The 22,632-nt window shown below is 67.7% G+C and carries 22 protein-coding genes; 11 read left to right on the forward strand and 11 right to left on the reverse strand.

The window, feature by feature from the left end:
* The first annotated feature begins 308 nt into the window (after positions 1-308).
* Positions 309-761, forward strand: coding sequence for a DUF192 domain-containing protein (locus ISP14_RS05980; protein WP_404537156.1), 453 nt, complete (start codon positions 309-311; stop codon positions 759-761).
* A gap of 238 nt (positions 762-999) precedes the next feature.
* Here ISP14_RS05980 and ISP14_RS05985 read toward each other — a convergent pair whose 3' ends face one another.
* A complete protein-coding gene (locus tag ISP14_RS05985; protein WP_404537158.1) occupies positions 1,000-1,197 on the reverse strand; it encodes a rubredoxin in 198 nt (65 codons plus the stop codon).
* Positions 1,198-1,307: 110 nt separating this feature from the next.
* Here ISP14_RS05985 and thiE point away from each other — a divergent pair, with 110 nt between their 5' ends.
* From thiE to ISP14_RS06005, 4 genes are all read left to right on the forward strand, one after another.
* Complete coding sequence (gene thiE / locus ISP14_RS05990; protein WP_404537160.1) at positions 1,308-1,934, forward strand: thiamine phosphate synthase; 627 nt, start codon at positions 1,308-1,310, stop codon at positions 1,932-1,934.
* A 14-nt stretch (positions 1,935-1,948) separates the two neighbouring features.
* Positions 1,949-3,229 carry a glutamate-1-semialdehyde 2,1-aminomutase gene (gene hemL / locus ISP14_RS05995; RefSeq protein ID WP_404537162.1) on the forward strand — a complete coding sequence of 427 codons (1,281 nt, stop codon included), beginning with the start codon at positions 1,949-1,951 and terminating at the stop codon, positions 3,227-3,229.
* A gap of 115 nt (positions 3,230-3,344) precedes the next feature.
* Positions 3,345-3,995 (forward strand): hypothetical protein, encoded by a 651-nt coding sequence (locus tag ISP14_RS06000; RefSeq protein ID WP_404537164.1) that lies wholly within the window; start codon positions 3,345-3,347, stop codon positions 3,993-3,995.
* Positions 3,992-4,648: a helix-turn-helix transcriptional regulator gene (locus ISP14_RS06005; protein ID WP_404537166.1), complete on the forward strand. Its 657-nt coding sequence runs from the start codon at positions 3,992-3,994 to the stop codon at positions 4,646-4,648. Before ISP14_RS06000 ends, ISP14_RS06005 begins: the two co-directional genes overlap by 4 nt.
* On the opposite strand, the gene ISP14_RS06010 is transcribed toward ISP14_RS06005, so the two are convergent.
* The 6 genes from ISP14_RS06010 to ISP14_RS06035 form a co-directional block, all read right to left on the reverse strand.
* A complete protein-coding gene (locus tag ISP14_RS06010; protein WP_404537167.1) occupies positions 4,649-5,068 on the reverse strand; it encodes a VOC family protein in 420 nt (139 codons plus the stop codon).
* A 58-nt stretch (positions 5,069-5,126) separates the two neighbouring features.
* Positions 5,127-5,558 (reverse strand): HIT family protein, encoded by a 432-nt coding sequence (locus ISP14_RS06015; RefSeq protein ID WP_404537169.1) that lies wholly within the window; start codon positions 5,556-5,558, stop codon positions 5,127-5,129.
* Positions 5,555-6,793, reverse strand: coding sequence for an acetylornithine/succinylornithine family transaminase (locus tag ISP14_RS06020; protein WP_404537171.1), 1,239 nt, complete (start codon positions 6,791-6,793; stop codon positions 5,555-5,557). Before ISP14_RS06020 ends, ISP14_RS06015 begins: the two co-directional genes overlap by 4 nt.
* A 173-nt stretch (positions 6,794-6,966) precedes the next feature.
* Entirely contained in the window at positions 6,967-8,310 is a 1,344-nt protein-coding gene (locus tag ISP14_RS06025) for a sigma-54 dependent transcriptional regulator (RefSeq protein ID WP_404537173.1), read from the reverse strand.
* 248 nt (positions 8,311-8,558) lie between these two features.
* Complete coding sequence (locus ISP14_RS06030) at positions 8,559-9,161, reverse strand: LON peptidase substrate-binding domain-containing protein (protein ID WP_404537175.1); 603 nt, start codon at positions 9,159-9,161, stop codon at positions 8,559-8,561.
* A gap of 110 nt (positions 9,162-9,271) precedes the next feature.
* On the reverse strand, positions 9,272-10,090 hold the full coding sequence (locus tag ISP14_RS06035; protein ID WP_404537176.1) for an SDR family oxidoreductase: 819 nt from the start codon (positions 10,088-10,090) through the stop codon (positions 9,272-9,274).
* A gap of 116 nt (positions 10,091-10,206) precedes the next feature.
* On the opposite strand from ISP14_RS06035, the gene ISP14_RS06040 reads away from it, so the two are divergent.
* Together ISP14_RS06040 and ISP14_RS06045 are read left to right on the forward strand one after the other, a co-directional pair.
* A complete protein-coding gene (locus ISP14_RS06040; protein ID WP_404537177.1) occupies positions 10,207-11,127 on the forward strand; it encodes an ABC transporter ATP-binding protein in 921 nt (306 codons plus the stop codon).
* Complete coding sequence (locus tag ISP14_RS06045) at positions 11,124-12,542, forward strand: hypothetical protein (RefSeq protein WP_404537178.1); 1,419 nt, start codon at positions 11,124-11,126, stop codon at positions 12,540-12,542. The genes ISP14_RS06040 and ISP14_RS06045 overlap by 4 nt, the downstream gene beginning before the upstream one ends.
* Positions 12,543-12,566: 24 nt before the next feature.
* On the opposite strand, the gene mpl is transcribed toward ISP14_RS06045, so the two are convergent.
* Together mpl and ISP14_RS06055 are read right to left on the reverse strand one after the other, a co-directional pair.
* Entirely contained in the window at positions 12,567-13,922 is a 1,356-nt protein-coding gene (mpl, locus tag ISP14_RS06050) for a UDP-N-acetylmuramate:L-alanyl-gamma-D-glutamyl-meso-diaminopimelate ligase (RefSeq protein WP_404537180.1), read from the reverse strand.
* Between the two features lie 174 nt (positions 13,923-14,096).
* Positions 14,097-14,681 (reverse strand): adenylate kinase, encoded by a 585-nt coding sequence (locus ISP14_RS06055; RefSeq protein WP_404537182.1) that lies wholly within the window; start codon positions 14,679-14,681, stop codon positions 14,097-14,099.
* A 174-nt stretch (positions 14,682-14,855) separates the two neighbouring features.
* Here ISP14_RS06055 and ISP14_RS06060 point away from each other — a divergent pair, with 174 nt between their 5' ends.
* The gene (locus ISP14_RS06060) at positions 14,856-16,124 is read left to right on the forward strand and encodes a 6-phosphofructokinase (protein ID WP_404537184.1); all 1,269 of its coding nucleotides are present in this window, start codon (positions 14,856-14,858) and stop codon (positions 16,122-16,124) included.
* Between the two features lie 13 nt (positions 16,125-16,137).
* Here ISP14_RS06060 and ISP14_RS06065 read toward each other — a convergent pair whose 3' ends face one another.
* Both ISP14_RS06065 and ISP14_RS06070 read right to left on the reverse strand, forming a co-directional pair.
* A complete protein-coding gene (locus ISP14_RS06065; RefSeq protein WP_404537186.1) occupies positions 16,138-16,497 on the reverse strand; it encodes a SpoIIAA family protein in 360 nt (119 codons plus the stop codon).
* Positions 16,498-16,630: 133 nt separating this feature from the next.
* Positions 16,631-17,449 (reverse strand): isocitrate lyase/PEP mutase family protein, encoded by an 819-nt coding sequence (locus tag ISP14_RS06070; protein ID WP_404537188.1) that lies wholly within the window; start codon positions 17,447-17,449, stop codon positions 16,631-16,633.
* Positions 17,450-17,624: 175 nt separating this feature from the next.
* Here ISP14_RS06070 and ISP14_RS06075 point away from each other — a divergent pair, with 175 nt between their 5' ends.
* The 3 genes from ISP14_RS06075 (at position 17,625) to ISP14_RS06085 (ending at position 22,463) form a co-directional block, all read left to right on the forward strand.
* On the forward strand, positions 17,625-18,002 hold the full coding sequence (locus ISP14_RS06075) for an RcnB family protein (protein ID WP_404537190.1): 378 nt from the start codon (positions 17,625-17,627) through the stop codon (positions 18,000-18,002).
* A gap of 156 nt (positions 18,003-18,158) precedes the next feature.
* Positions 18,159-20,189 (forward strand): sodium-translocating pyrophosphatase, encoded by a 2,031-nt coding sequence (locus ISP14_RS06080; protein ID WP_404537192.1) that lies wholly within the window; start codon positions 18,159-18,161, stop codon positions 20,187-20,189.
* Between the two features lie 141 nt (positions 20,190-20,330).
* Positions 20,331-22,463, forward strand: a complete 2,133-nt coding sequence (locus tag ISP14_RS06085) for a prolyl oligopeptidase family serine peptidase (protein WP_404537194.1) — start codon at positions 20,331-20,333, stop codon at positions 22,461-22,463.
* Positions 22,464-22,632 lie beyond the last annotated feature (169 nt).

A 22,632-nucleotide genomic window follows, 5' to 3' on the forward strand; every position in this document is an offset into this window, starting at 1 on the left:
GTCCACACAATTCACCTGTGCACACTGTCAAAGATCTCTTCACCGCGGTCGTTTCCGCTAGAGGACATTTCGTCCCGGTGAGCCGCTCACTATACATCGTCTTTCCGGTCCGTCAACACCTGCAGCGAAGAATTTCTTGCAGCGTGTTGGTGGCGCAGACCCTTCGAAGTAGTGGGCTCGTCGAAGGGGCGTGAATCATAGCGCCGGGCGGCACGACTGGGAAGAGGCAGCACGCAAATTTTTCGTCGGGAGTGCCTCATCGCGGGCACTACACTGGCCCGATCACACGTCATACGAGGCATCGCGCCATGCTGAAATCCCTGATCGCCGCGTCGCTGTTGATGCTTTGTAGCCACGCTCGCGCGGACACTGCGGCCGCACCCGTCACCGTAACCCTGCACGGCCAGCGCTTTTCCGTGAAATTGGCCACCAACGAAGCCGCGCGCGAGCACGGTCTGATGATGCGCACCTCGCTGGCGCCGGATCACGGCATGCTGTTCGTGTTCCCGGACACGGCGCCGCGCGGGTTCTGGATGAAGAACACCCTGATCCCGCTCGACATCCTGTATTTCGACGAACAGCACAAGCTGGTATCGGCACAGCTGAACGTGCCGCCGTGCAAGGCCGTTCCCTGCCCGGTCTACCCCAGCGCGGGGCCGGCGCGTTACGTGCTGGAGCTGTCGGCGGGCACGGTCAAGCGCATCGGCGTGCGCGACGGCGACACGCTGGCGATCGAAGGGAAGCTGGGCGCGGTCGACTGAGCGGCGGCGCGGATGCCGGACGGGGAAACCGCCAGGCCGACGCGGTAGGGGATCAATGCTTCCGGACGGATCGCGTCGAGCATGTCCCAATCGTCTTCGAAGGGAATGAACTGCTGCATGGTGATGCTTCCGGCGTGACGCGCATGGCCTGCGCACGGAAGCATCTCAACCGATCGGCGGGCCCGTTCGCAGGCCGGAAAGTGGCGAAAACGGGCCGGGCCGGGGCGAGAATCGGCGATCAGTCGACCTCGATCATTTCGAAGTCGCTCTTGGTGGCGCCGCAGTCCGGGCAGGTCCAGGTCTCCGGCACATCCTCCCAGCGGGTGCCGGGATCGATACCTTCCTCCGGCACACCCAGCGCCTCGTCGTAGATGTAACCGCAGACCACGCACATCCATTTGCGCAACGCGGTGGTTTCGGTGGAGCTCTGGCTCATCGTCGGGCTTCTTTGTTCGAGGGTGAATAGTGCATTCTCGCAACTCGCCTGCCATTGCGAAAGCACGCAGCGCCACCCTCGCCCCCGCGGGCGCACGGAAACCTCGCACCATGATCCACACCCGACTCCCGGACCGCGGCCTGTACGCGATCACCGACGGCCCGCGCGACGACCTGTCTGACGTTGTCGCGCAGGCGCTGGCCGGCGGCGCACGGGTCGTGCAATACCGCGACAAGACCGCCGATGCCGCCCGGCGCCATGCCGAAGCCAACGCGCTCAAGCAGCTATGCGATGCCCGCGCCGTGCCGCTGATCATCAACGACGACGTAGCGCTTGCCGCCGCGGTGGGCGCCGCCGGCGTGCACCTGGGCCGCGACGACGGCGATGTGGCGGCTGCCCGCGCGGTACTGGGCGCCGGCGCGATCGTGGGCGTGTCGTGCTACGACTCGCTCGACCGCGCACGCGCGGCGGCAGCCGCCGGCGCGAGCTACGTGGCCTTCGGCGCCTTCTTTCCCTCACCCACCAAGCCACACGCCGTACGCGCATCGCTCGACTTGCTGCGGCAGAGCGCCGCGCTGGACCTGCCTCGGGTAGCGATCGGCGGCATCACGCCGGACAATGCGCCTTCGCTGGTCGAAGCCGGCGCGGATTTCATCGCCGTGATCTCGGCAGTGTTCGGCGCCACCGACGTACGCGCCGCCGCGCAGCGCTTCGCCCGCCTCTATTCCCCCGATTGATCGAGATCCATCCGATGAGCACCAACCACGAACTGTTCCAGCGCGCCCGCCAGCTGATGCCCGGCGGCGTCAATTCGCCGGTGCGCGCCTTCAAGTCGGTGGGCGGCGAACCGTTCTTCACCGCACGCGCCGACGGCGCCTGTCTCTGGGACGTGGAAGGCAGGCGCTACATCGATTACGTCGGCTCGTGGGGGCCGATGATCGTCGGCCACAACCATCCCGCGGTGCGCGAAGCCGTGGCGCGCGTGATCAAGGACGGCCTGTCCTTCGGCACGCCATGCCCAGCCGAAGTAGCCATGGCCGAAACCATCGCGAAGCTGGTGCCGTCGGTGGACATGGTGCGCATGGTGAACTCCGGCACCGAAGCCACCATGTCGGCGATCCGCCTCGCGCGCGGCGCCACCGGCCGCGCAAAAATCGTGAAGTTCGAAGGCTGCTACCACGGCCATGGCGACAGCTTCCTGGTGAAGGCCGGCTCCGGCGCGCTCACCTTCGGCGTACCCACCTCGCCCGGCGTGCCCAAGGCGAACGCGGACCTCACGCTCACCCTGCCCTACAACGATCTGGATGCTGCCAAGGCGCTGTTCGCCGAGCAGGGCAGCGAGATCGCCGGCCTGATCATCGAGCCCGTCGCCGGCAACATGAACTGCATTCCGCCGGTGGACGGCTATCTGCAAGGCCTGCGCGAACTGTGCACGCGGCACGGCGCGCTGCTGATCTTCGACGAAGTGATGACCGGCTTCCGTGTCGCGCTGGGCGGCGCGCAGGCGCTGTACGGCGTAACGCCCGACCTCACCACTTTCGGCAAGATCATCGGCGGCGGCATGCCGGTGGGCGCCTACGGCGGCCGTCGCGAGCTGATGGAGCAGATTGCTCCGGCCGGACCGATCTACCAGGCCGGCACGCTCAGCGGCAATCCGGTGGCGATGGCTGCCGGGCTGGCGATGCTGGAGCTGATCCAGGCGCCGGGCTTTTACGACACGCTCGCCGCACGCACGCGCCTGCTTTGCGACGGCTTCCAGTCGGTGGCCGACGGCGCCGGCATGCCGTTCAGCACCAACCGCGTCGGCGGCATGTTCGGCCTGTTCTTCACGGCGCAGAAAGTGACCAGCTACGCGCAGGCCACGACCGCGGACACGACGCTGTTCAATCGCTTCTTCCACGGCATGCTGAAGCGCGGCGTATACCTGGCGCCCAGCGCGTTCGAGGCGGGTTTCCTCTCCAGCGCGCACAGCGACCAGGACATCGCCGATACCTTGCAGGCTGCGCGCGAGACGCTGGCCGAGCTTGGCTGAGCTCAGGCATAGACAAGGAAATACAGGCTTTACACATATGTGACTTTACTGTCTGTGGCAAGCGCGCAGGATGCCCGCAGCCGTCATCCGTCGGCATGTCACAGGAGTTCATCGCATGAAATACCGCACGCTCGCTTGCACTTTGGGGCTGGTCTTGGCCCTGCCGTTCGCCTGCACGGCAGCACCGGCCATGCCAGCCACCGCGCCGCAGGCCACCGCAGCCGCGGCCGCCCCGAAACTCCACGCCGCACTGCGCGGCCTGTGGCACGGCCATATCGTGCACACCCGCGCCTACGCGATGGCGGTGAAAGCCGGTAACCAGGCGGCCGCCGCCAAGGCCGCCGATGACGTGGTCGCGAACGCGAAGCAGATCGCCCATGCCGTGGCCGGCTTCTACGGTGCCGACGCCGGCAAGGGCATGCTGCAGTTGCTCGCCGGGCACTGGGCCGGGGTCAAGGCGCTGACCGACGCCGAACACGCAGGCGACAAGGCCGCCAGCGACAAGGCCATGCAGGCGCTGTCCGCCAATGCGGGCGCGATCGCGAAATTCCTCGCTGGCGCCAATCCCGCGAACTGGCCGGAAGCCACCGTGCGCGGCCTGCTATTGGAACATGTGGCCGATCACCACACACAGGTCGGCGAGATCATGAGCGGCGACACCGCCGCCGAAGCAAAGACCTGGGCGGGAATGCAGGAACACATGGACATGATCGCCGACGCGCTGGCCGGCGGTATCGCTCAACAGTTCCCGGCCAAGGCGCAATGAAAGCCGCCAGCGCCCTGCGCCAGCTCGGCCAGACCCAGCAGAAACTGCTGCGGGCCTTGCTGGCCGAGCCGCAGGGCGCCAGCGTGGAAACGTTGTGCCAGGCGCTGTGCGTGACCCACAACGCCGTGCGGCAGCACCTGGCCGCACTGATCGCCGCAGGCTACGTCGAGCGCGGCATGGCGCTTCCCTCCGGCGGTCGGCCGCAGGCGCGCTACCTGCTGCTGCCCGCGGGCCGCGAGCTGTTCCCGCGCAACTACGGCCTGATCGCCACCGGCATCCTCGAACACCTGTACGCCACCGCCGGCAAGGCCGGCGTGCAGGCGCTGCTGGCGACGATAGGGCAGGAACTGGGCAGTGCCGCGGCCAGTCGCGTCGACGGCGAGGACGAAGCCGCCATCGCCACGCGCCTCGCCGAGCAGCTCGATGCACTGGGCTACGAAGCATCCACGGTGAAGCGCGACGGCGAAACCCAGGTCGAGGCATACAACTGCGTGTTCCACACGCTGGCCAGGGCGCATCCGGACGTGTGCCGCTTCGACCTCGCTTTCATGGAAGCGGCCACCGGACGGCCGATCCAGCACATGGAATGCCTGCTGCGCGGCGGCCACGCCTGCCGCTTCCGCGTCGGCAAACCACGGGCCAGCGAAAGCTGACTACCACTGCCCGGTGTTGGGCATCGACGCCCACGGCTCCTGCGGCGGCAGGTGGCCGTCCTGCAGCAGCTCGATCGAGATCAGGTCCGGCGAACGCACGAACGCCATGTGACCGTCGCGCGGCGGGCGGTTGATGACGTAACCCATGTCCATCAGCCGCTGGCAGGTGGCGTAGATGTTTTCCACCTGGAAGGCGAGGTGGCCGAAATTGCGCGCGCCGCCGTAATCCTCGGTGGAACCCCAGTTCCAGGTCAGCTCGACCTCCGCCTCGGGGCTGCCCGGTGCGGCGAGGAAGACCAGGGTGAACTTGCCCTGCGCGTTGTCCATGCGACGCACCTCGCGCAGCCCCAGACCTTCGCAATAGAAGCGCAGCGAGGCATCGATGTCGCGCACGCGCACCATGGTGTGCAGGTATTTCATGGGTCGTCACTCGGGTGTGTCGATGGGGAGCGAGCGATGATACCCGCCGTGGCGCAGTTCAACCGCGCAGATGCGTCCGCAGCGCTTCCGCCATGGCGTCCAGCTCGCCGGTCGTCGCGGATCGCGGCGCACCATCGGGATAGACCCGCAGCAGGCCATCGCCTACACGCCGCGGCTGCACGTGCAGGTGGAAATGGAACACCTCCTGCCCCGCCGCGCGTCCGTTGGACTGCCAGAGGTTCAGGCCCGCCGGATCGAGTTCCGCGCGCAGCGCCAGCGCCACCCGCTGCGCCATGCCCATCGCACCTGCCGCCTCGTCGGGCGCAAGCGCGTAGAGGTCGGGCGCATGCCGGTGCGGCGCCACCAGCACATGCCCCGGCACCGCCTGGCGCAGATCCAGGAAGGCCAGCACCACGCCATCGTCCGCCACGATGGCGGCCGGCGCCTCGCCCGCGGCGATCGCGCAGAACGGGCAGGCCGCCGTGCTCACGCCGCAGCGAAAGCAGCCAGTGCGGCGCGCAGGCGTTCGAGGCCCTCGGCCAGTTCGTCCGTGCTGATCGTCAGCGGCGGCACGAAGCGCAGCACGTCCGGGCCGGCCTGCAGCAGCAGCAAGCCGTGCGCGGCGGCGTGGTCGAGGACCTCGCCGGCCTTGCCGCGGTGCGCCTCCGCCAGTGCCGCGCCGATCATCAGGCCGCGGCCACGCACCTCGTCGAACAGGTGCAGCTCCGCGTTGATCGCCGCCAATCCGTCGCGCAAGGCCTGCGCCTGTACCGCCACGTTCGCCAGCAGCTCCGGCGAAGCCAGCTTGCGCAGCGCAGCGCGCGCCACCGCGGCGGCCATCGGGTTACCGCCGAAGGTGGTGCCGTGGGCGCCGTACTGCATCACTTCGGCCACCTTCGGGCCGGCCAGCATCGCGCCGATCGGGAAGCCGCAGCCCAGCGCCTTGGCCAGGGTCACGATGTCGGGCTTCACGCCGTCCTGCACATGCGCGAACAACGTGCCGGTACGGCCCATACCGCACTGGATCTCGTCCAGCACCAGCAAGGCGCCGTGCGCGTCGCACAGCTCGCGCACGCGTTGCAGGAACCCCGGTGCGGCCGGTAGCACGCCGCCCTCGCCCTGCACCGGCTCCAGCATCACCGCGGCAATGTCGCCGGCGGCGAACGCGGCTTCCAGCACCGCGGCATCGTTGAAGTCGAGGTAGCGGAAACCCTCCGGCAACGGCTCGTAGCCGGCCTGGTATTTCGGTTGCGCGGTAGCGGTGACGGTAGCCAGGGTGCGGCCGTGGAACGAACCCTTGAAGGTGACGATGACGCGCCTGTCCGGTGCGCGCCCCTGCGCGGCGGCCCACTTGCGCACCAGCTTGATGGCTGCCTCGTTCGCCTCGGCGCCGGAGTTGCACAGAAACACGCGTTCGGCGAAGCCGCTTGCGTCGACCAGCTCCTCGGCGAGGCGCAGCGGCGGCTCGGTGTAGAACACGTTGCTCGCGTGCCACAGCTTGTGCGCCTGCGTAGTGAGCGCGGCGAGCAGGTCGGGGTCCTGGTGACCCAGCGCGTTCACTGCGATGCCGGCGCCGAAATCGACGTAGTCGCGCCCTTCCATGTCCCACACCCGTGCGCCCTTGCCATGGTCGAGCACCAGCTCGCGCGGCTTGTAGACCGGCAGCCAGTAGCGCTGACCGAGCGCGATCAGGCGGGGGGGCGGGGTCGAATCATGTTGCTGCATAAGGCACTCCAGGTTGCGCCCCGGCCGTGTTCCCGTGTCCGTCCTGGGCGTCGCGAAACGCTCGCGACCGCGGGCCCAGCCTGGTGATGCGCGTGAAGCCGCCATTATCCCACGGGACACCACCGCGCCGGCTGTCGATCCACCAACAAGCCGGCGGCAGGCCAGGCGCCGCGCTATGGCGTGCGCAGCTCCAACTGGTGCTTCTTGCACAGGCGGTACACGGTGACCCGCGAAATCTTCAGGCGCCGCGCGCACTCGCTGATGTTGAAGCGGCACTCGCGCAGGCAGGCGGCAATGGCCTCGCGCTCGGCCGATGCGCGGAAGACGCCCAGGCTGGTAACCGCCGGATCGCCGTGCTCCTGCGCATTCACCGGCAAGGCGAGGTCGGCCGTGTCGATCAGCGCGCCTTCCGCCATCACCGCGGCGCGCTGCACCCGGTTGCGCAGTTCGCGCACGTTGCCCGGCCACGGGTAGGCGTGCATCGCGCGCAACGCCGTGCTTTCGAAACCGCGGGCGGCGCAAGCCTGCCGCTCGCGGAAACATTCGAGGAAGCGATGCGCCAGCAATTCCACGTCGTCGCCGCGCTCGCGCAACGGCGGTATGTGCAGCCGCAGGACATTGAGCCGGTAGTACAGATCCTCGCGGAAGCGCCCCGCCTCCACGGCCTGTTCAAGATCCATATGAGTCGCCGCCATCACACGCACGTCGACCTCGATCGGCTGGCTACTGCCCACACGTTGCAGCACACCCTCCTGCAGGAAGCGCAGCAGATTGGTCTGCGCATCCATCGGCAGGTCGCCGACCTCGTCCAGCAGGACCGTGCCGCCGGCCGCGCTCTCGATGTGCCCGATCCGCCGCGCGGTGGCGTCGGTGAATGCGCCGCGCTCATGGCCGAACAGCTCGGATTGCACCAGATTGAGCGGCAAGGCTCCGCAGTTGATCGCCACGAACGGCTGTATGGCACGGGCCGAAAGCCGGTGCAGCACACGAGCCGCCACTTCCTTGCCGACACCGGTCTCGCCAGTGATCAGCACCGGCAGGTCGCTCGGCGCGTATTTGCGCAAGCTCGCTGCCAGCGTCGCCACGACGGTGCTGCGCCCCACCAGTTCGGGCAGGTCCGTGATCGCCTCGGCCACGCGCAACGCCATACCGTCGGCGCGCTCGAGTGCCGCGAGCAGGCGCGGCAGATCGAGGGGCGCGCTGAAGAAATCGCGGCAGCCTTGCAAGATGCGCTTGACCTGCGGACGCCGCGCCGGCGTATCGAGCGAGACCAGCGCGATCCACGGCAAACCAGGACAGTCCGTCATCAAGCGCTGCATCGCCTGCAAGCTGCGGGCATCGCCGTGGCGCAGATCCGCCAGCACCACGATGCCGCCGCCTTCGCGCAGCTTGATGTGGGTATCGCCATCGGCCAGCCGCACCTGCCAGCCGGCTTCGGTCAAACCATGACGCTCCCGCGCCTCTGGCCGACCGAACCAGATCACACACCCCAAACGCCTCGAGCCCTTGGCGTCCATTGTCCCCTCTCGCGGATTCCGATCGCCGCGTGTCACCTACCCCCTGGCAACACGTGTGAGGCAGATCCCTGCCCTATAGGTTTCCCGCGGATTGTAGACCCGCTGTAGCGTCAGTGGCGTGACGACGAGCCGCGCACAATCCAGCCTATGCCACCGGCACAGGCCTTGCTTGACCGCGGCGACGGGCACAGGCCTTGCTTGGCCGCCATCGCGGAAGGACGGTTTCCGACGGCGGCACCGGCTCGGGCTCAGGCCTTCTGGAAGCGCGGCAGGATATCGCGCAGCTCGGCGAGGCGTTGCAGCGGATCGGTCAGTTCCAGCAGGCGCTGACGTTCGTCGCCGCTCAGGGGCAGCAACTCGGCAAGCCGGTAACCCAGCCAGCGTGCGTCGTCGTAACACGCGCGCGGCGCGTGCTTCCACTGCGGCGCCATCGCCTCGACCAGGCGTTCGGCGATGGTCTGCAGCAACGCCAGCTCGACGGGCACCGGCACCTCCGGCACCTCCGGCCACCACCCCACTTCGCCGCGCAACTGGCCGTCCGCGCGCACGCGCGTGCGCAGCACGCGGAAACGTTCGGCACCTTCAGCGACGATCCCCAGCAAGCCATCGGCGCCGTAGTGGAAGTCCACGATGCGCGCCAGCGTGCCCACCGCTGCCGGCAAGGCCGGTTCGCCCGCCTCGCGCCCCGCCAGGATCAGGCAGACGCCGAAGCCGCGGTCGTCGCGCGTGCACTCGCGCACCAGGTCCAGGTAGCGCGGCTCGAAGATGCGCAACTCCAGCCGTCCGCCGGGGTACAGCACCGTGGATAGCGGAAACAGTGGCAATTCAGCGCGGGAAGAACGTCCAGCCATGCAGCAAAGTGTAGCGGGCGACGGCTGGACCCTCCCCACCTATGGCATCGTGACGATGAGCCTGCGCCTGGCCGACCGGCTGCAGACGCTGTGAAGGGCCTGCAGCCCGCTCAATCCAGGAACAGGTCAGGCAGCAGCGGCGTACCCGGCTGCACCGCGTAGCGATCGAAATCGCGCACGCCGGCCTCGCGCAGCACGTCCTCATCGATCGCGAAACGGCCGCTGTATTCCCGCGCGGGACGAACGAGCATGGCATGGGCGGCATCGGCCACGATGTTGGGCGTGCGGCACTGCTCCGGGCGCACCCCGTCGATCATGCCGATCGCCGCGGTGGCGATCACCGTGCGCGGCCACAGCGCGTTCACCGCGATGCCCCATGGCGCGAACTCCGCGCTCATGCCCAGCACGCACAGGCTCATGCCCATCTTGGCGATGGTGTAGGCGGTGTGCGGCGCGAACCACTTCGGCTCCAGGCTGGGTGGCGGCGCCAGCATCAGCACGTGCGGATTCGCAGCCTTTTTCAGATGCGGCAGGCAGGCCTGCGTGACGAGGAAGGTGCCACGCGTATTGACCTGGTGCATCAGGTCGAAGCGCTTCATCGGCGTGCCTTCCACGCCGGCCAGCCAGATCGCGCTGGCGTTGTTCACCACGATGTCGATGCCGCCGAAATGTTCGGCCGCCTGCGCCGCGGCGGCATGCACCTCGGCCTCCTCGCGAATGTCGCATTTGATCGCCAGTGCGCGGCCACCGGCCTGCTCGACCGCGGCCGCGGCAGTGTGGATGGTGCCGGGTAGCCTGGGGTTCGGCACGCCGCTTTTGGCGGCGATCGCGACATTGGCGCCGTCGCGCGCGGCGCGCAACGCAATCGCCAGGCCGATGCCGCGCGAGGCGCCGGTGATGAACAAGGTCTTGCCGGAGAGATTGCCCATGGTGGAATCGGCCTGGTCGGAATCGCTGCAGGATATCGCGTCCGGCACCCCGTTCACTGGACGCGCCCGCCATGCAACGGCACATTAACTGCCTCGCCCGGGGAGCATGCGCAAGGATGTCGACCATCGCCACTGTACCGACGACAGCTTTTGCCGACACGCGGACCGAACCCGTACTGTGCGTGCGCGGCCTGCGCAAGTCCTTCAAGCAGCGCGAGGTGCTGCGCGGCATCGACTGGGACGTGCCGCCCGGCCGGGTGATCGGCCTGCTCGGCCGCAACGGCGCTGGCAAGACCACCTTGCTGCGCTGCCTGCTGGGCCTGTCGCCGATCGACGCCGGCACGGTGGCGCTGTTCGGCGAACCGATGACCGAACCGAGCGGCGAGCGCATGCATCGCATCGGTTTCGTGCCGCAGACCTTCGACCTGTTCCCGTGGATGAAGGTACGCGCCTACCTCGACTTCACCGCCGCGTTCTACGCCGGCTGGAACCACGCCCTGGCCACCCGGCTGCTGGGCGACTGGGAGCTCGACCCGCGGCAGAAGATCGGCGAGCTGTCGCAGGGCCAGCGGCAGAAACTGGCCATCGTGCGCGCGATCGCGCCCGAGCCCGACCTGCTGGTGCTGGACGAGCCGGTCGCCAGCCTCGACCCGCAGGCGCGCCGCGCCTTCATGGCCGAACTGCTGGAGCTGATGCAGGCGCCGGGCAAGACGGTGATCTTCTCCACTCACATCACCGCCGACCTGGAGCGCGCCGACGCCGACATCACCTTGTTGCGCGACGGCGCGATCCAGTTCACCCGCCCGCTGGCCGAGCTGCGCGAACGCATGCGCCGCGTACTGCTGAACCGCGCCGGCGGCTGGCCGCAGGCACCGGTGGTAGCAGGCCTGCTGAAGGCCACGGTCAAGGGCGATGAGGCACAGCTGCTGGTCGAGGACATGAATCCGGAAAGCCTGCACGCGCTCGCCGCGCGCGAAGGCGCCACGCTGCGCATCGAAACACCCACGCTGGAAGATCTGTTCGTGGAGCTGGCATGAGGGCGGTGTGGCAGCTGTGGTTGCAGCCGTTCCGGCAGATGCTGGTCGGCGCGCTGCTGCTGCAACTGGCATGGCTGGCCGGCGCGATCCTGCTGGGCTGCGCACCTGCCATCGATGTGGGCTTCGCCGGCGCGGCCGCGATGCTGTTCGCCTTCGGCGCGTGGTTCTGGTTCATCGTGCTGGGCCTGTGCCTGCGAGGCCTGTGCCGGCCAGAGAGTTTCCTGCTACCCGACTTCCGCAAACGGCTCGCCATGGTCGGCGGGCTGCAAGTCGCGCAATGGGCACTGCTGCCCACCCTGGCTGCCGTGCTGCTGGGCGTGCCGCATGCCGTGCTGGGCGGGGCGGCGATCTTGCTGTTGGCGGCGATCGGGCTGGCGTCCAGCTCCACGCGCTACATCACCCTGCTGGTGTGGGGCCTGTTCGTGCTGGCCGGCTGGCAACCCGGGCTGGCCAGCCAGATCGCCAAGGCGCTGATCGCCTCGCCGTGGGCCGTGCCGCTGGCGCTGCTTCTGACTGTGCTGATCGCCAGCCTCAGCCTGCGCGCGATGCTGCGCATCGAGGATCGCGAAACGGACAGCTCGCCATTGGAGAATGTCCAGCTCGGCCGCTCGCGCGCCCGCAGCATGGACGGCACGCCGGCACGGCGCGGCAAGCTGGCCAGGTACATCGGCGCGCTCTTCGACGGCACCTCGCAGCGCGCGATGGAACAGGCGCTGGGGCGCTTCCGGCAAAGGCCCACCTGGCGCCTGCGCACGGTGCTGGTGCGCCGGCTGCTGCTGCCGCACGACAATCCGCAGGCGATCGCACTGCGGCTGGTGCTGGTAGCGGCCATCGTGACGTTCTATGTGTTCGCCGTGATGCATCGGCAGCGTTTCAATGCCGTGATGGTGGGCGCCTACGCGGTCCTGCTGGGCTTGTCGCGCTTTCCGCAGCTTGGCCGCGGTATGCGGCAGATGCGGCCCAATCTCGCCGACCTCTATCTCACGCTGGCGCCGCCGACACGCGCCGACTATCAGCAGACCCTGCTCGATGCCTTGGTGGTGCTGGTGCCGATCACCGTGCTCAGCACCGTGGCCTATACCGGGCTGGGCATCGTGCTCACCCATGCCGCAGACCCGCTACGCATGCTGCTCGACGCGGCGATCGTGAGCGTGGGCGCCAGCCTCACCGCACTGGCGGTGCACCTGATCGGCCCGGAGAACAACTTGGGACGCGGCCTGGTCGATCTTGGCGTGACGCTGGGCGCGATGGCGGTGTACTGGGGCGGCTACTGGCTACTCGGCGCGCTGGGCTACGCCATCGGCAGCGGCGTGCTGTTGCTGGTCACGCTGGGCTTCGGACTGGGCGTGTGGAGCTCGGCGCGGCGCGAGTACCTGCGTCGGCCGCCCTGTTTCGACGCACCGCTGGCGGGGTAAATCCCCGCCACCTCCGGGTTGCCGTCAAGCGCGCAGCGACTCCGCGAAACGGCGCGGCGCGCCCTCGAAGCCGCCGTTGGACATGAACACCACGTGGTCGCCAGGCCGCGTCTGCGCGCGCAGTGCCGCGAGCAGCGCATCGACGCTGGGCGCGGTACTGCCGCGCCCTTGCAAGGCATCGGTAACCCGCTGCGCGTCCCACGGCAGTTCGGGCCGATGCAGAAACACCACCGCGTCCGCATCGGCGAGCGAGGGCGCCAGCGCCTCGGCATGCGCGCCGAGGCGCATCGAGTTGGAGCGGGGCTCCAACGCCACCACGATGCGTGCCTTGCCCACCTTCGCGCGCAGGCCGGCCAGCGTGGTGGCGATCGCAGTGGGGTGATGGGCGAAGTCGTCGTAGACGCGCACGCCACCCGTCTCGCCTACCAGCTCCATGCGCCGCTTCACGCTCTCGAAGCTGGCGAAGGCCGGCAGCAACGCGCGCGGATCGGCGCCCGCGGCAGTCGCTGCCGCCAGCGCGGCCAACGCGTTCATCACGCTGTGGTTGCCGAGCAGCGACCAGCGCACCTCGCCGATCGCCTCGTCCTTGCGCGTCACCCTGAATGCGCTGCCGTCGGCTTCGATCAGCTCGGCTTGCCAGTCGCCCCGGCCGATGCCGAAAGTCTCCACCGGCGTCCAGCAACCCATAGCCAGCACTTCGGCGAGATGATGGTCGTGCGCATTGACGATGAGTCGGCCGTTGCCCGGCACGGTACGCACCAGATGATGGAACTGGCGCTGGATCGCCGCCACGTCGGGAAAGATGTCCGCATGGTCGTATTCAAGGTTGTTGAGGATCGCGATGCGCGGGCGGTAGTGCACAAACTTCGAGCGCTTGTCGAAGAAGGCGCTGTCGTATTCGTCCGCCTCGATCACGAAGGGCTTACCGCTGCCCTTGCGCGCGGAAACATCGAAATTGCCCGGCACCCCGCCGATCAGGAAACCGGGTGCCATGCCCACGCTTTCCAGCAAATGCGCCAGCAAGCTGGTGGTGGTGGTCTTGCCGTGCGTGCCCGCCACCGCCAGCACCTCGCGCCCAGGCAGCAGCGTCTCGCCCAACCACTGCGGGCCGGAGATGTAGCGCAACTGCTGGTCGAGCATGTATTCCACGGCCGGGTTGCCGCGCACCATGGCGTTGCCTACCACCACCAGATCGGGCGCCGGTTGCAAGTACTCGGCCTTGTAGCCGTCCATCAGTCGGATACCCAGCGATTCGAGCTGGGTGCTCATCGGCGGATAGACGCTGGCGTCCGAACCTTCCACCGTGAGGCCAAGCTCGCGCGCCAGCGCGGCCACGCCGCCCATGAAGGTGCCGCAGATGCCGAGGATGTGCAGACGCATATCGTGGAACCCATCCCTCTCGCCGATGCTTGCTCCCTCTCCCGCCGGGAGAGGGTCTGGGGGCGAGGGTACGGGACTTGCGGGAGGATGGGCTGTGCGGATCCGGACGTATTTGCTCCGCCCGGCCGCTCACCCCAGCCCTCTCCCCGCGGGGGAGAGGGGCAGAAGCAGGTTTCAGCCGTTGGCAGCCGCCGATTCGGCCTTGAGCGCCTGCTTCACGCGTGCGGTGACTTCGTCCAGCTCGCCCACGCCGTCGATCACCTGCAGCGTGCCGCGCTTCGCATAGAAATCCGCCACCGGGGCGGTCTGCTCGGCGTAGACCTTGAGGCGGTCGCGCACCACGGCCGGATCGTCGTCCTTGCGGTGTTCGGCGGCGTAGCGGATCTCGCAGCGGCCGATGATCACCGCGTTCGGCACCTCCAGCTTCACCACCGCATCCAGCGGCTGGCCGATGCGGGACAGCAGGTGGTCGAGCGCGTCGGCCTGGGCCAGGTTGCGCGGGTAGCCGTCCAGGATGAAACCGTTGCGGGCATCAGCCTGGGCCAGGCGCTCTTCCAGCATGGCCAGCAGGATGTCGTCGGAGACGAGTTTACCGGCGTCCATCACCGCCTTGGCCTTGAGCCCGGTGGGCGTGCCCGCGGCCACAGCCGCGCGCAGCATGTCGCCGGTGGAGATGTGCGGCACGCCCAGGTCGTTCTTCAGCCGGGTGGCCTGGGTGCCCTTGCCCGAACCGGGCGCACCGAGTAGCACGAGTCGCATATCGCTCCGCAATGGCGGCGGAAGGCCGCCGATTCCCTGGGAAATGGGCTTCACGGTAGCGTTTGAGGGCTGTTGTCGTCAAACGGAAACCATCGCCGAAGTACCGACGTACGTCGCATTGGCGCGATACTGAAGGCTTGAGCCTGCAACAGGCTGTTACGCCAGGAGATCGCCATGCCGCCCCGCAACGCCACGCCCGGCCGCCTGCTCTACGCCCAATCCGGCGGCGTCACCGCTGTGATCAACGCCACCGCCGCCGGCGTGATCGAGGCGGCCCGCGCCAAGAGCGTCCCGGTGTACGCCACGCGCAATGGCATCCTCGGCGCACTGCGCGAGGAATTGATCGACACCGCCAGGGAGTCGAAGGCTGCGATCGCCGCATTGCGCCACACCCCCGGCGGTGCGTTCGGCAGCTGCCGCTACAAGCTGAAGTCGCTGGAGGCGAACCGTGCCGAATACGAGCGCCTGATCGAGGTGTTCCGCGCCCACGACATCCGCTGGTTCCTCTACAACGGCGGCAACGACTCGGCCGACACCGCGCTGAAGCTCTCGCAGATCGGCAAGGCGATGGGCTACGACCTGCGCTGCATCGGCGTACCCAAGACGGTGGACAACGACCTCGCCGTCACCGACTGCTGCCCCGGTTTCGGCTCGGTGGCGAAGTACACCGCGGTCTCCACGCTGGAAGCCAGCCTCGATGTGGCCTCGATGGCCTCCACCTCGACCAAGGTGTTCATCCTGGAAGTGATGGGCCGCCACGCGGGCTGGATAGCCGCCGCCGCCGGCCTTGCGGGCGAAGGCGCGGACGCGCCACCGCACTTGATCCTGTTCCCCGAGAATGTGTTCGACGAAGCGGCGTTCCTCGCCAGGGTGAAAGCCACGGTGGAACGCGTGGGCTGGTGCACGGTGGTGGCCTCCGAAGGTATACGCAATGCCGATGGGCAGTTCCTGGCCGATGCCGGCACGCGCGACGCGTTCGGCCACGTGCAGCTCGGCGGCGTGGCGCCCACGCTGGCCACGCTGGTGAAAGGCAAGCTCGGTTACAAAGTGCACTGGGCGCTGCCCGACTATCTGCAGCGCTCGGCCCGACACCTCGCCTCGAAGGTGGACGCCGAGCAGGCCTACGCCGTGGGCAAGGCCGCCGTGGGCTATGCGCTGGCCGGCATGAACGCGGTGATGCCGGTGATCGTGCGCAGCTCCGACGCGCCGTATCGCTGGAAGATCGAGCCCGCGCCGCTGGCGAAGATCGCCAACCATGAGAAGAAGCTGCCGAAGGGCTACATCCGCCGCGACGGCTTCGGCATCACCGTCGCCGCACGCCGCTACCTCACCCCGCTGATCGCCGGCGAGGCGCCGTTGCCCTACGGCAAGGACGGCTTGCCGAAATACGGGACGCTCAAGAATGCGTCCGTGGCGAAGAAGCTCCCGCCTTTCGGGGCCTGACGCCCGCGCGGGGTCAGGCGACGACCCACGCCTTGGCCACGGCGGACTCCTTGCTGGCGAAGACTTTTACTTCCAGACCCGGCACCAGGTGACCGCTCAGCGGCGCCAGTTTGTGCATCCATTGTTCGTCCGACACGACCGCCTCTTTTTCGAAGCGGTTCCAGTGGCGCAAGCCGAGCTGCAGGTCCTTGAAGAAGCCCTCGATCGAGATGCCCTCGAAGGAGGGCACTTCGGCATAGACCCGCAGCTTGTCGTGGTGGGCCAGCTTCTCTTCCACCGTCGCCGCGATCCGGTCCAAGTCCGCGGCGACAATCTGGCCGTCGACGCGCATGCCGATCACGTTGTCCGCGTCAAAAACAATCGGGGTGATCATGGTGTCGCCTCCAGGGAATCCTGGACCACCATGACAGGCACCGGTGAATTCACGGTGAAACAAGCCCTGCTATCGCGCACGCCTCTGGCGAGCAGTGGGCAAGCCACGCGGCGCTCGCCGGACTGGACCTTGCTCAGAAAAAGCCATCGATTTCCGCGTGGGTGGCGTTGTCGGCGAAGCCGTCGAAACGCCCCTCGGCCAGGCCGCGCGCGGCGCGCAGGAAGCCGCCCCAGGCAGCGCCCGCCAGTGCGCCGCCCACACTGATCCGGCGCACACCGAGCTTGGCGAGATCGGCCTGCGTGAATGGCGCGGCGTAACCGACCAGCACGTTGACCGGCTTTGGCGCGACGGCACGCACCACCGCCTCGATCTGTTCGCTGGTGCGCAGGCCCGGCGCGTACAGGCAGTCCGCGCCGGCTTCGGCATAAGCCCGCAAGCGCTTCAGCGATTCGTCCAGCGGGTCGGGGTGGCCGACGAGAAAACATTCGGCACGCCCGATCAGCATCACGTCCTGGCCCGAGGCATCGATCGCCGCCCGCGCGGCGCGCATGCGCGCCACGGCTTCGTCGAGCTCGTACAGCGGCCGTGCGGCATCGCCGGTGGAGTCCTCGATCGACAAGCCGGCCACGCCGGTGTCGACGCATCGGCGCACATTGTCCGCCAGCTCCTTGAGGTCGCGGGCATGCCCGTCCTCGAAATCGGCGTTCACCGGCAGGTCGGTGGCCCCCACGATTGCGCGGCAGTGCGCCAGCACCGCGTTCACGTCCATCGCGTTGTCGGCGTGCGCCCGCGACCATGCGGAACCCGAACTGGTAGTCGCCAGCGCCTTGAAGCCGAGCTGCTGAAGCGCCCAGGCGGAGCCGGGATCCCAGGGGTTGGGGAGCATGAAACAACCGCTTTCATGCAGTTTGCGGAAGGCGGCGCGGCGTGGCGCGAAGTCGATAGAGTCCATCCACACAGCCTACTATGCCGCGTGCGTCGCTATCTGCTGACTGTGTCATCCCTGCGCAGCCAGCCATCGGCGAACCCATGCCCGAGAACGGCGCGGCATCGACATATCTTTCGTTCAGGCGCAACTTCATACGATTCACGCCGAGCCGCCAGACGGCAGGACCGGAGGTACCGCGATGAAGACCATGTACAGCCTGATGCTTGCCTTGCCGCTGTTCGCCGGCAGCACCGCGGCGCTGGCCGATCACGATCACGATCGCGGCCACCGCCACCGCCACGGCCACGATCACGGGCACGACCGCCACGGCCGGCCGGAATACCGTGGACACGATCGCTACGACGGTCGCCGCTACGTGGTCGTACACGACCACGATCACTATCGCCGCTGGGAACGCGGCCATCGCTACGGTGGCCCGATCTACGTGGTGCATGACTACGGCCACTACCGCCTGCGCCCGCCACCACGCGGCTATGGCTGGGTGCGGGCGGAGAACAACGACTACCTGCTGGTCGCACTCGCCACCGGCATCATCCTCGACATCGCCACACACTGAGTCACCAGCACAATGTCGAAGGCCGCGCAGCGATGTGCGGCCTTCGCATTTCCGCGTATCCCGTTGCGCCGCACAACGGAATACACGGCGGGCTCTGCCTATACTCCCTTGGACCGCCCGCTCCGGACGGCCATTACAACCCATGGGGAGGCTCCGATGCTGCAGCAGTTTGGCTGGTGGATCGTGCTCGCGTGTGCGGTGGTGGCAGTGTTGTATGGCGCAATATCGGCACGCTGGGTTCTGGCGCAATCGCCGGGCAATGCACGGATGCAGGAAATCGCCGCGGCGGTGCAGGAGGGCGCCCGCGCCTACCTCAACCGCCAGTACGGCACGATCGGCATCGTCGGGGTGGTGCTGTTTGTCCTGATCGGTTTCTTCCTGAGTTGGCCGACCGCGATCGGCTTCCTGATCGGCGCGGTGCTTTCCGGTGCGGCCGGCTATATCGGCATGAACGTCTCGGTGCGCGCGAACGTGCGCACCGCCGAGGCGGCGCGGCAAGGCCTGGGCCCGGCGATGGATGTGGCGTTCCGCGGCGGCGCGATCACCGGCATGCTGGTGGTGGGCCTGGCGCTGCTGGGCGTGGCCGGCTACTGGCTGATCCTCAACCGCATCGGCATCACCAATGACAACGCGCTGCACGCGCTGGTGGGCCTGGCCTTTGGCAGTTCGCTGATCTCGATCTTCGCACGCCTCGGCGGCGGCATCTTCACCAAGGGCGCCGACGTCGGCGCCGACCTGGTGGGCAAGGTCGAGGCGGGCATTCCCGAGGACGACCCGCGCAACCCGGCGGTGATCGCCGACAACGTAGGCGACAACGTGGGCGACTGTGCAGGCATGGCGGCCGATCTGTTCGAGACCTATGCGGTGACGGTGATCGCCACCATGCTGCTGGGCGGCCTTACGCTGACCAACGCTGGCGCTACCGCCGTGCTGTATCCGCTGCTGCTTGGCGCGGTATCCATCATCGCCTCCATCATCGGCACGCTGTTCGTGCGTGTGAAGCCCGGCGGCTCGATCATGGGCGCGCTGTACAAGGGCGTGGTGGTGTCGGGCGTGCTGGCGGCGATAGCGTTCTACCCGATCACCATGCGGCTGATGGGCGGCTTCAGCTACGGCGCACTGAACCTGTGGTTCTGCTCGCTGATCGGCCTGGTGCTCACCGGCGCCATCGTGTGGATCACCGAGTACTACACCGGCACCGACTACAAGCCGGTCAAGCACATTGCCCAAGCCTCCACCACCGGCCACGGCACCAACATCATCGCGGGCCTCGGCGTATCGATGAAGGCCACTGGCCTGCCAGTGGTGGCGATCTGCCTGGCGATCTGGGGTGCCTACGAGCACGGCGGCCTGTACGGCATCGCGATCGCGGCAACCTCGATGCTTTCGATGGCCGGCATGATCGTGGCGCTGGACGCCTACGGCCCGATCACCGACAACGCCGGCGGCATCGCCGAGATGGCCGACCTGCCGCCGGAGGTGCGCGGCGTCACCGACCCGCTGGACGCGGTGGGCAACACCACCAAGGCAGTGACCAAGGGTTACGCGATCGGCTCGGCCGCGCTCGCCGCGCTCGTGCTCTTCGCCGACTACACGCACAACCTCGCGGTGAACCATCCGGACACGACCTACAGCTTCGACCTTTCCGATCACATGGTGATCATCGGCCTGCTGATCGGCGGCCTGATCCCTTATCTGTTCGGCGCGATGGCAATGGAAGCGGTGGGCCGCGCTGCGGGCGCGGTGGTAGAGGAAGTGCGCCGCCAGTTCCGCGACATCATCGGCATCATGGACGGCACCGGCAAACCGCAGTACGACAAGGCGGTGGACATGCTCACCCGCTCGGCGATCAGGGAGATGATCGTGCCTTCGCTGCTGCCGGTGATCGTACCCATCGTGGTAGGCCTTCTGCTGGGGCCGAAGGCGCTGGGCGGCGTGCTGATCGGCACCATCGTCACCGGCCTGTTCGTGGCGATCTCGATGACCACCGGCGGTGGCGCCTGGGACAACGCCAAGAAGTACATCGAAGACGGCCACCACGGCGGCAAGGGTTCGGAAGCGCACAAGGCCGCCGTCACCGGCGACACCGTCGGCGATCCGTACAAGGACACCGCCGGCCCCGCGGTGAATCCGCTGATCAAGATCATCAACATCGTGGCGCTGCTGATCATCCCGCTGCTGCATTGATCGGATCCGCCACGGCGACAGGCCCCGTTCGCGGGGCCTGTCGCATTTCTGGCACCTGACTTCAGCCACACGCACACGCCACGCCACGCCGTCACACTCAAGCGTTCGCCGCAACACACGGTCATCCGACAAGGAGCTTCCATGAATTCCAAGACTTCCCTCTGGCTGGCGCTCGCATTGGGCATCACACTGGGCGGCATGAACACCGCCCATGCCGCGACCACCGACCAGCCCGCCGCCAGCGACGATCCCTACCTGTGGCTGGAAGCGACCCACGACGCTCGTGCGATGGATTGGGTGAAGCAGCAGAACGCGATCACCGAGAAGGCCTTCGCCAGCTCGGCCGGGTTCGACCACACCCGCAACCAGATCCTCGAGGTGCTCGATTCCGACGCGCGCATCCCCTACGTGAGCCGCATGGGCGAGTACCTCTACAACTTCTGGCAGGACAAGACGCATCCGCGCGGCCTGTGGCGCCGCACCACGCTGGCCGAATACCGCAAGGCCGACCCGAAGTGGGAAACCGTGCTTGACGTGGATGCGCTCAACAAGGCCGAGGGCAAGCGCTGGGTGTTCAAGGGCGCGCAATGCCTGAAGCCCGCCTACACGCGATGCCTGCTCTCGCTGTCGCCCGACGGTGGCGACGCGGTGACGGTGCGCGAGTTCGACCTTTCCTCCAAGTCTTTCGTGAAGGATGGCCTCGAACTGCCGATCGCCAAGACCCAGGTGGGCTGGATCGACCAGGACCACATCTACGTGGGCACCGATTTCGGCCCCGGTTCGATGACGACATCGAGCTATCCGCGCATCGCCAAGGAGTGGACGCGTGGCACGCCGCTCGCCACCGCCCCGACCATATACGAAGGCAAGCCCACTGATATGTTGGTGAACGCCTACCGCGACCTTACCCCCGGCTTCGAACGCGACTTCGTGCAGGTGTCCACCGACTTCTTCCACAGCGATACCTACCTGCGCAAGGACGGCAAGCTCGCGAAGCTCGACATCCCCAGCGACGCCAGCGCCGACGCACACCGCGAATGGCTGCTGGTGACGCTGCGCTCGCCGTGGACGGTGGGCGGCGCCACCTACCCCAATGGCGCGCTGATCACCATGAAGTTCGACGACTTCATGGCCGGCAAGCGCGCGTTCACCGTGTTGTTCAAGCCCGATGCGCACACGGCGCTCTCCAACTACGCCTGGACGCAGCACCACCTGATCCTCGACGTGCTGGACGACGTGAAGAGCCGGCTGGAAGTGCTGACGCCCCCCGAAAATTCCGCAACTGCGGGCGACTGGAAGCGCGAGGCCATGCCGGGCGCCCCGGCGATGAGCACGGTGGCGGTGACCGACACCGACCCGGACCACAGTGACGAGTACTGGCTCACCGTCACCGGCTTCCTTACCCCGCCCACGCTGGAGCGCGGCGTGCTGGGCCAGGGCAAGGCCGAGACGATCAAGCACCAACCCGCCTTCTTCGACGCCTCGAAGTTCGCCGTGAGCCAGCACTTCGTCACCTCGAAGGACGGCACCCGCGTGCCTTATTTCGAAATCGCGCCGAAGAACATGAAGCTCGACGGCTCGAACCGCACCCTGCTGTATGGCTATGGCGGCTTCGAAGTCTCGCTGCAGCCGTTCTATTCCGGCTCGGTCGGCCGCACCTGGCTGGATCGCGGCGGCGTGTACGTGATCGCCAACATCCGCGGCGGCGGCGAATACGGCCCGGCCTGGCATCAGGCCGCGCTGCAGGCGAACCGGCCCAAGGCCTACCAGGATTTTGCCGCGGTGGCCGAGGATCTGGTGAAGCGCGGCATCACCTCCGCGAAGCACCTCGGCGCCGAGGGCGGCAGCAACGGCGGCCTGCTGATGGGCAACATGCTCACCCAGTACCCGCAGCTGTTCGGCGCGATCGCCTGCGAAGTGCCGTTGCTCGACATGAAGCGTTACATCCACCTCGACGCCGGCGCTTCGTGGATCGCCGAATACGGCAACCCCGACGATCCGAAGCAGTGGAGCTTCATCAAGACCTTCTCGCCCTACCAGAACCTGCACAAGGAAACGCACTATCCGCCGGTGCTGTTCTACACCACCACCAGCGACGATCGCGTCGGCCCGGCACAGGCACGCAAGATGGCCGCGAAGATGGAAGGCATGGACATCCCCAACGTATGGTTCTACGAGAACCTGGAAGGCGGCCACGGTGCCGGCGCGGACAACAAGCAATCCGCGCACATGCACGCGATGGTCTACGACTTCCTGTGGGACAAACTGAAGTAAGCCGGTAGCCGGAGTGCCTGGAGCGGAAAGCGTCTTCCGGGTGTTTGACTGATCGTCGCGCGGCTTCGCCGCGCACCAACGCCAGGCTCGGCCCATGTGGCCGGGCCTGGCGCGCATCACGCGCCGCCGCGCAAATGCGCCCCACGCCCTTCAACCAAACCGGCGCCGG

The sequence above is a fragment of the Dyella agri genome, from assembly GCF_044904705.1.
GTDB classification, from domain to species: Bacteria; Pseudomonadota; Gammaproteobacteria; order Xanthomonadales; family Rhodanobacteraceae; genus Rhodanobacter_A; species Rhodanobacter_A agri.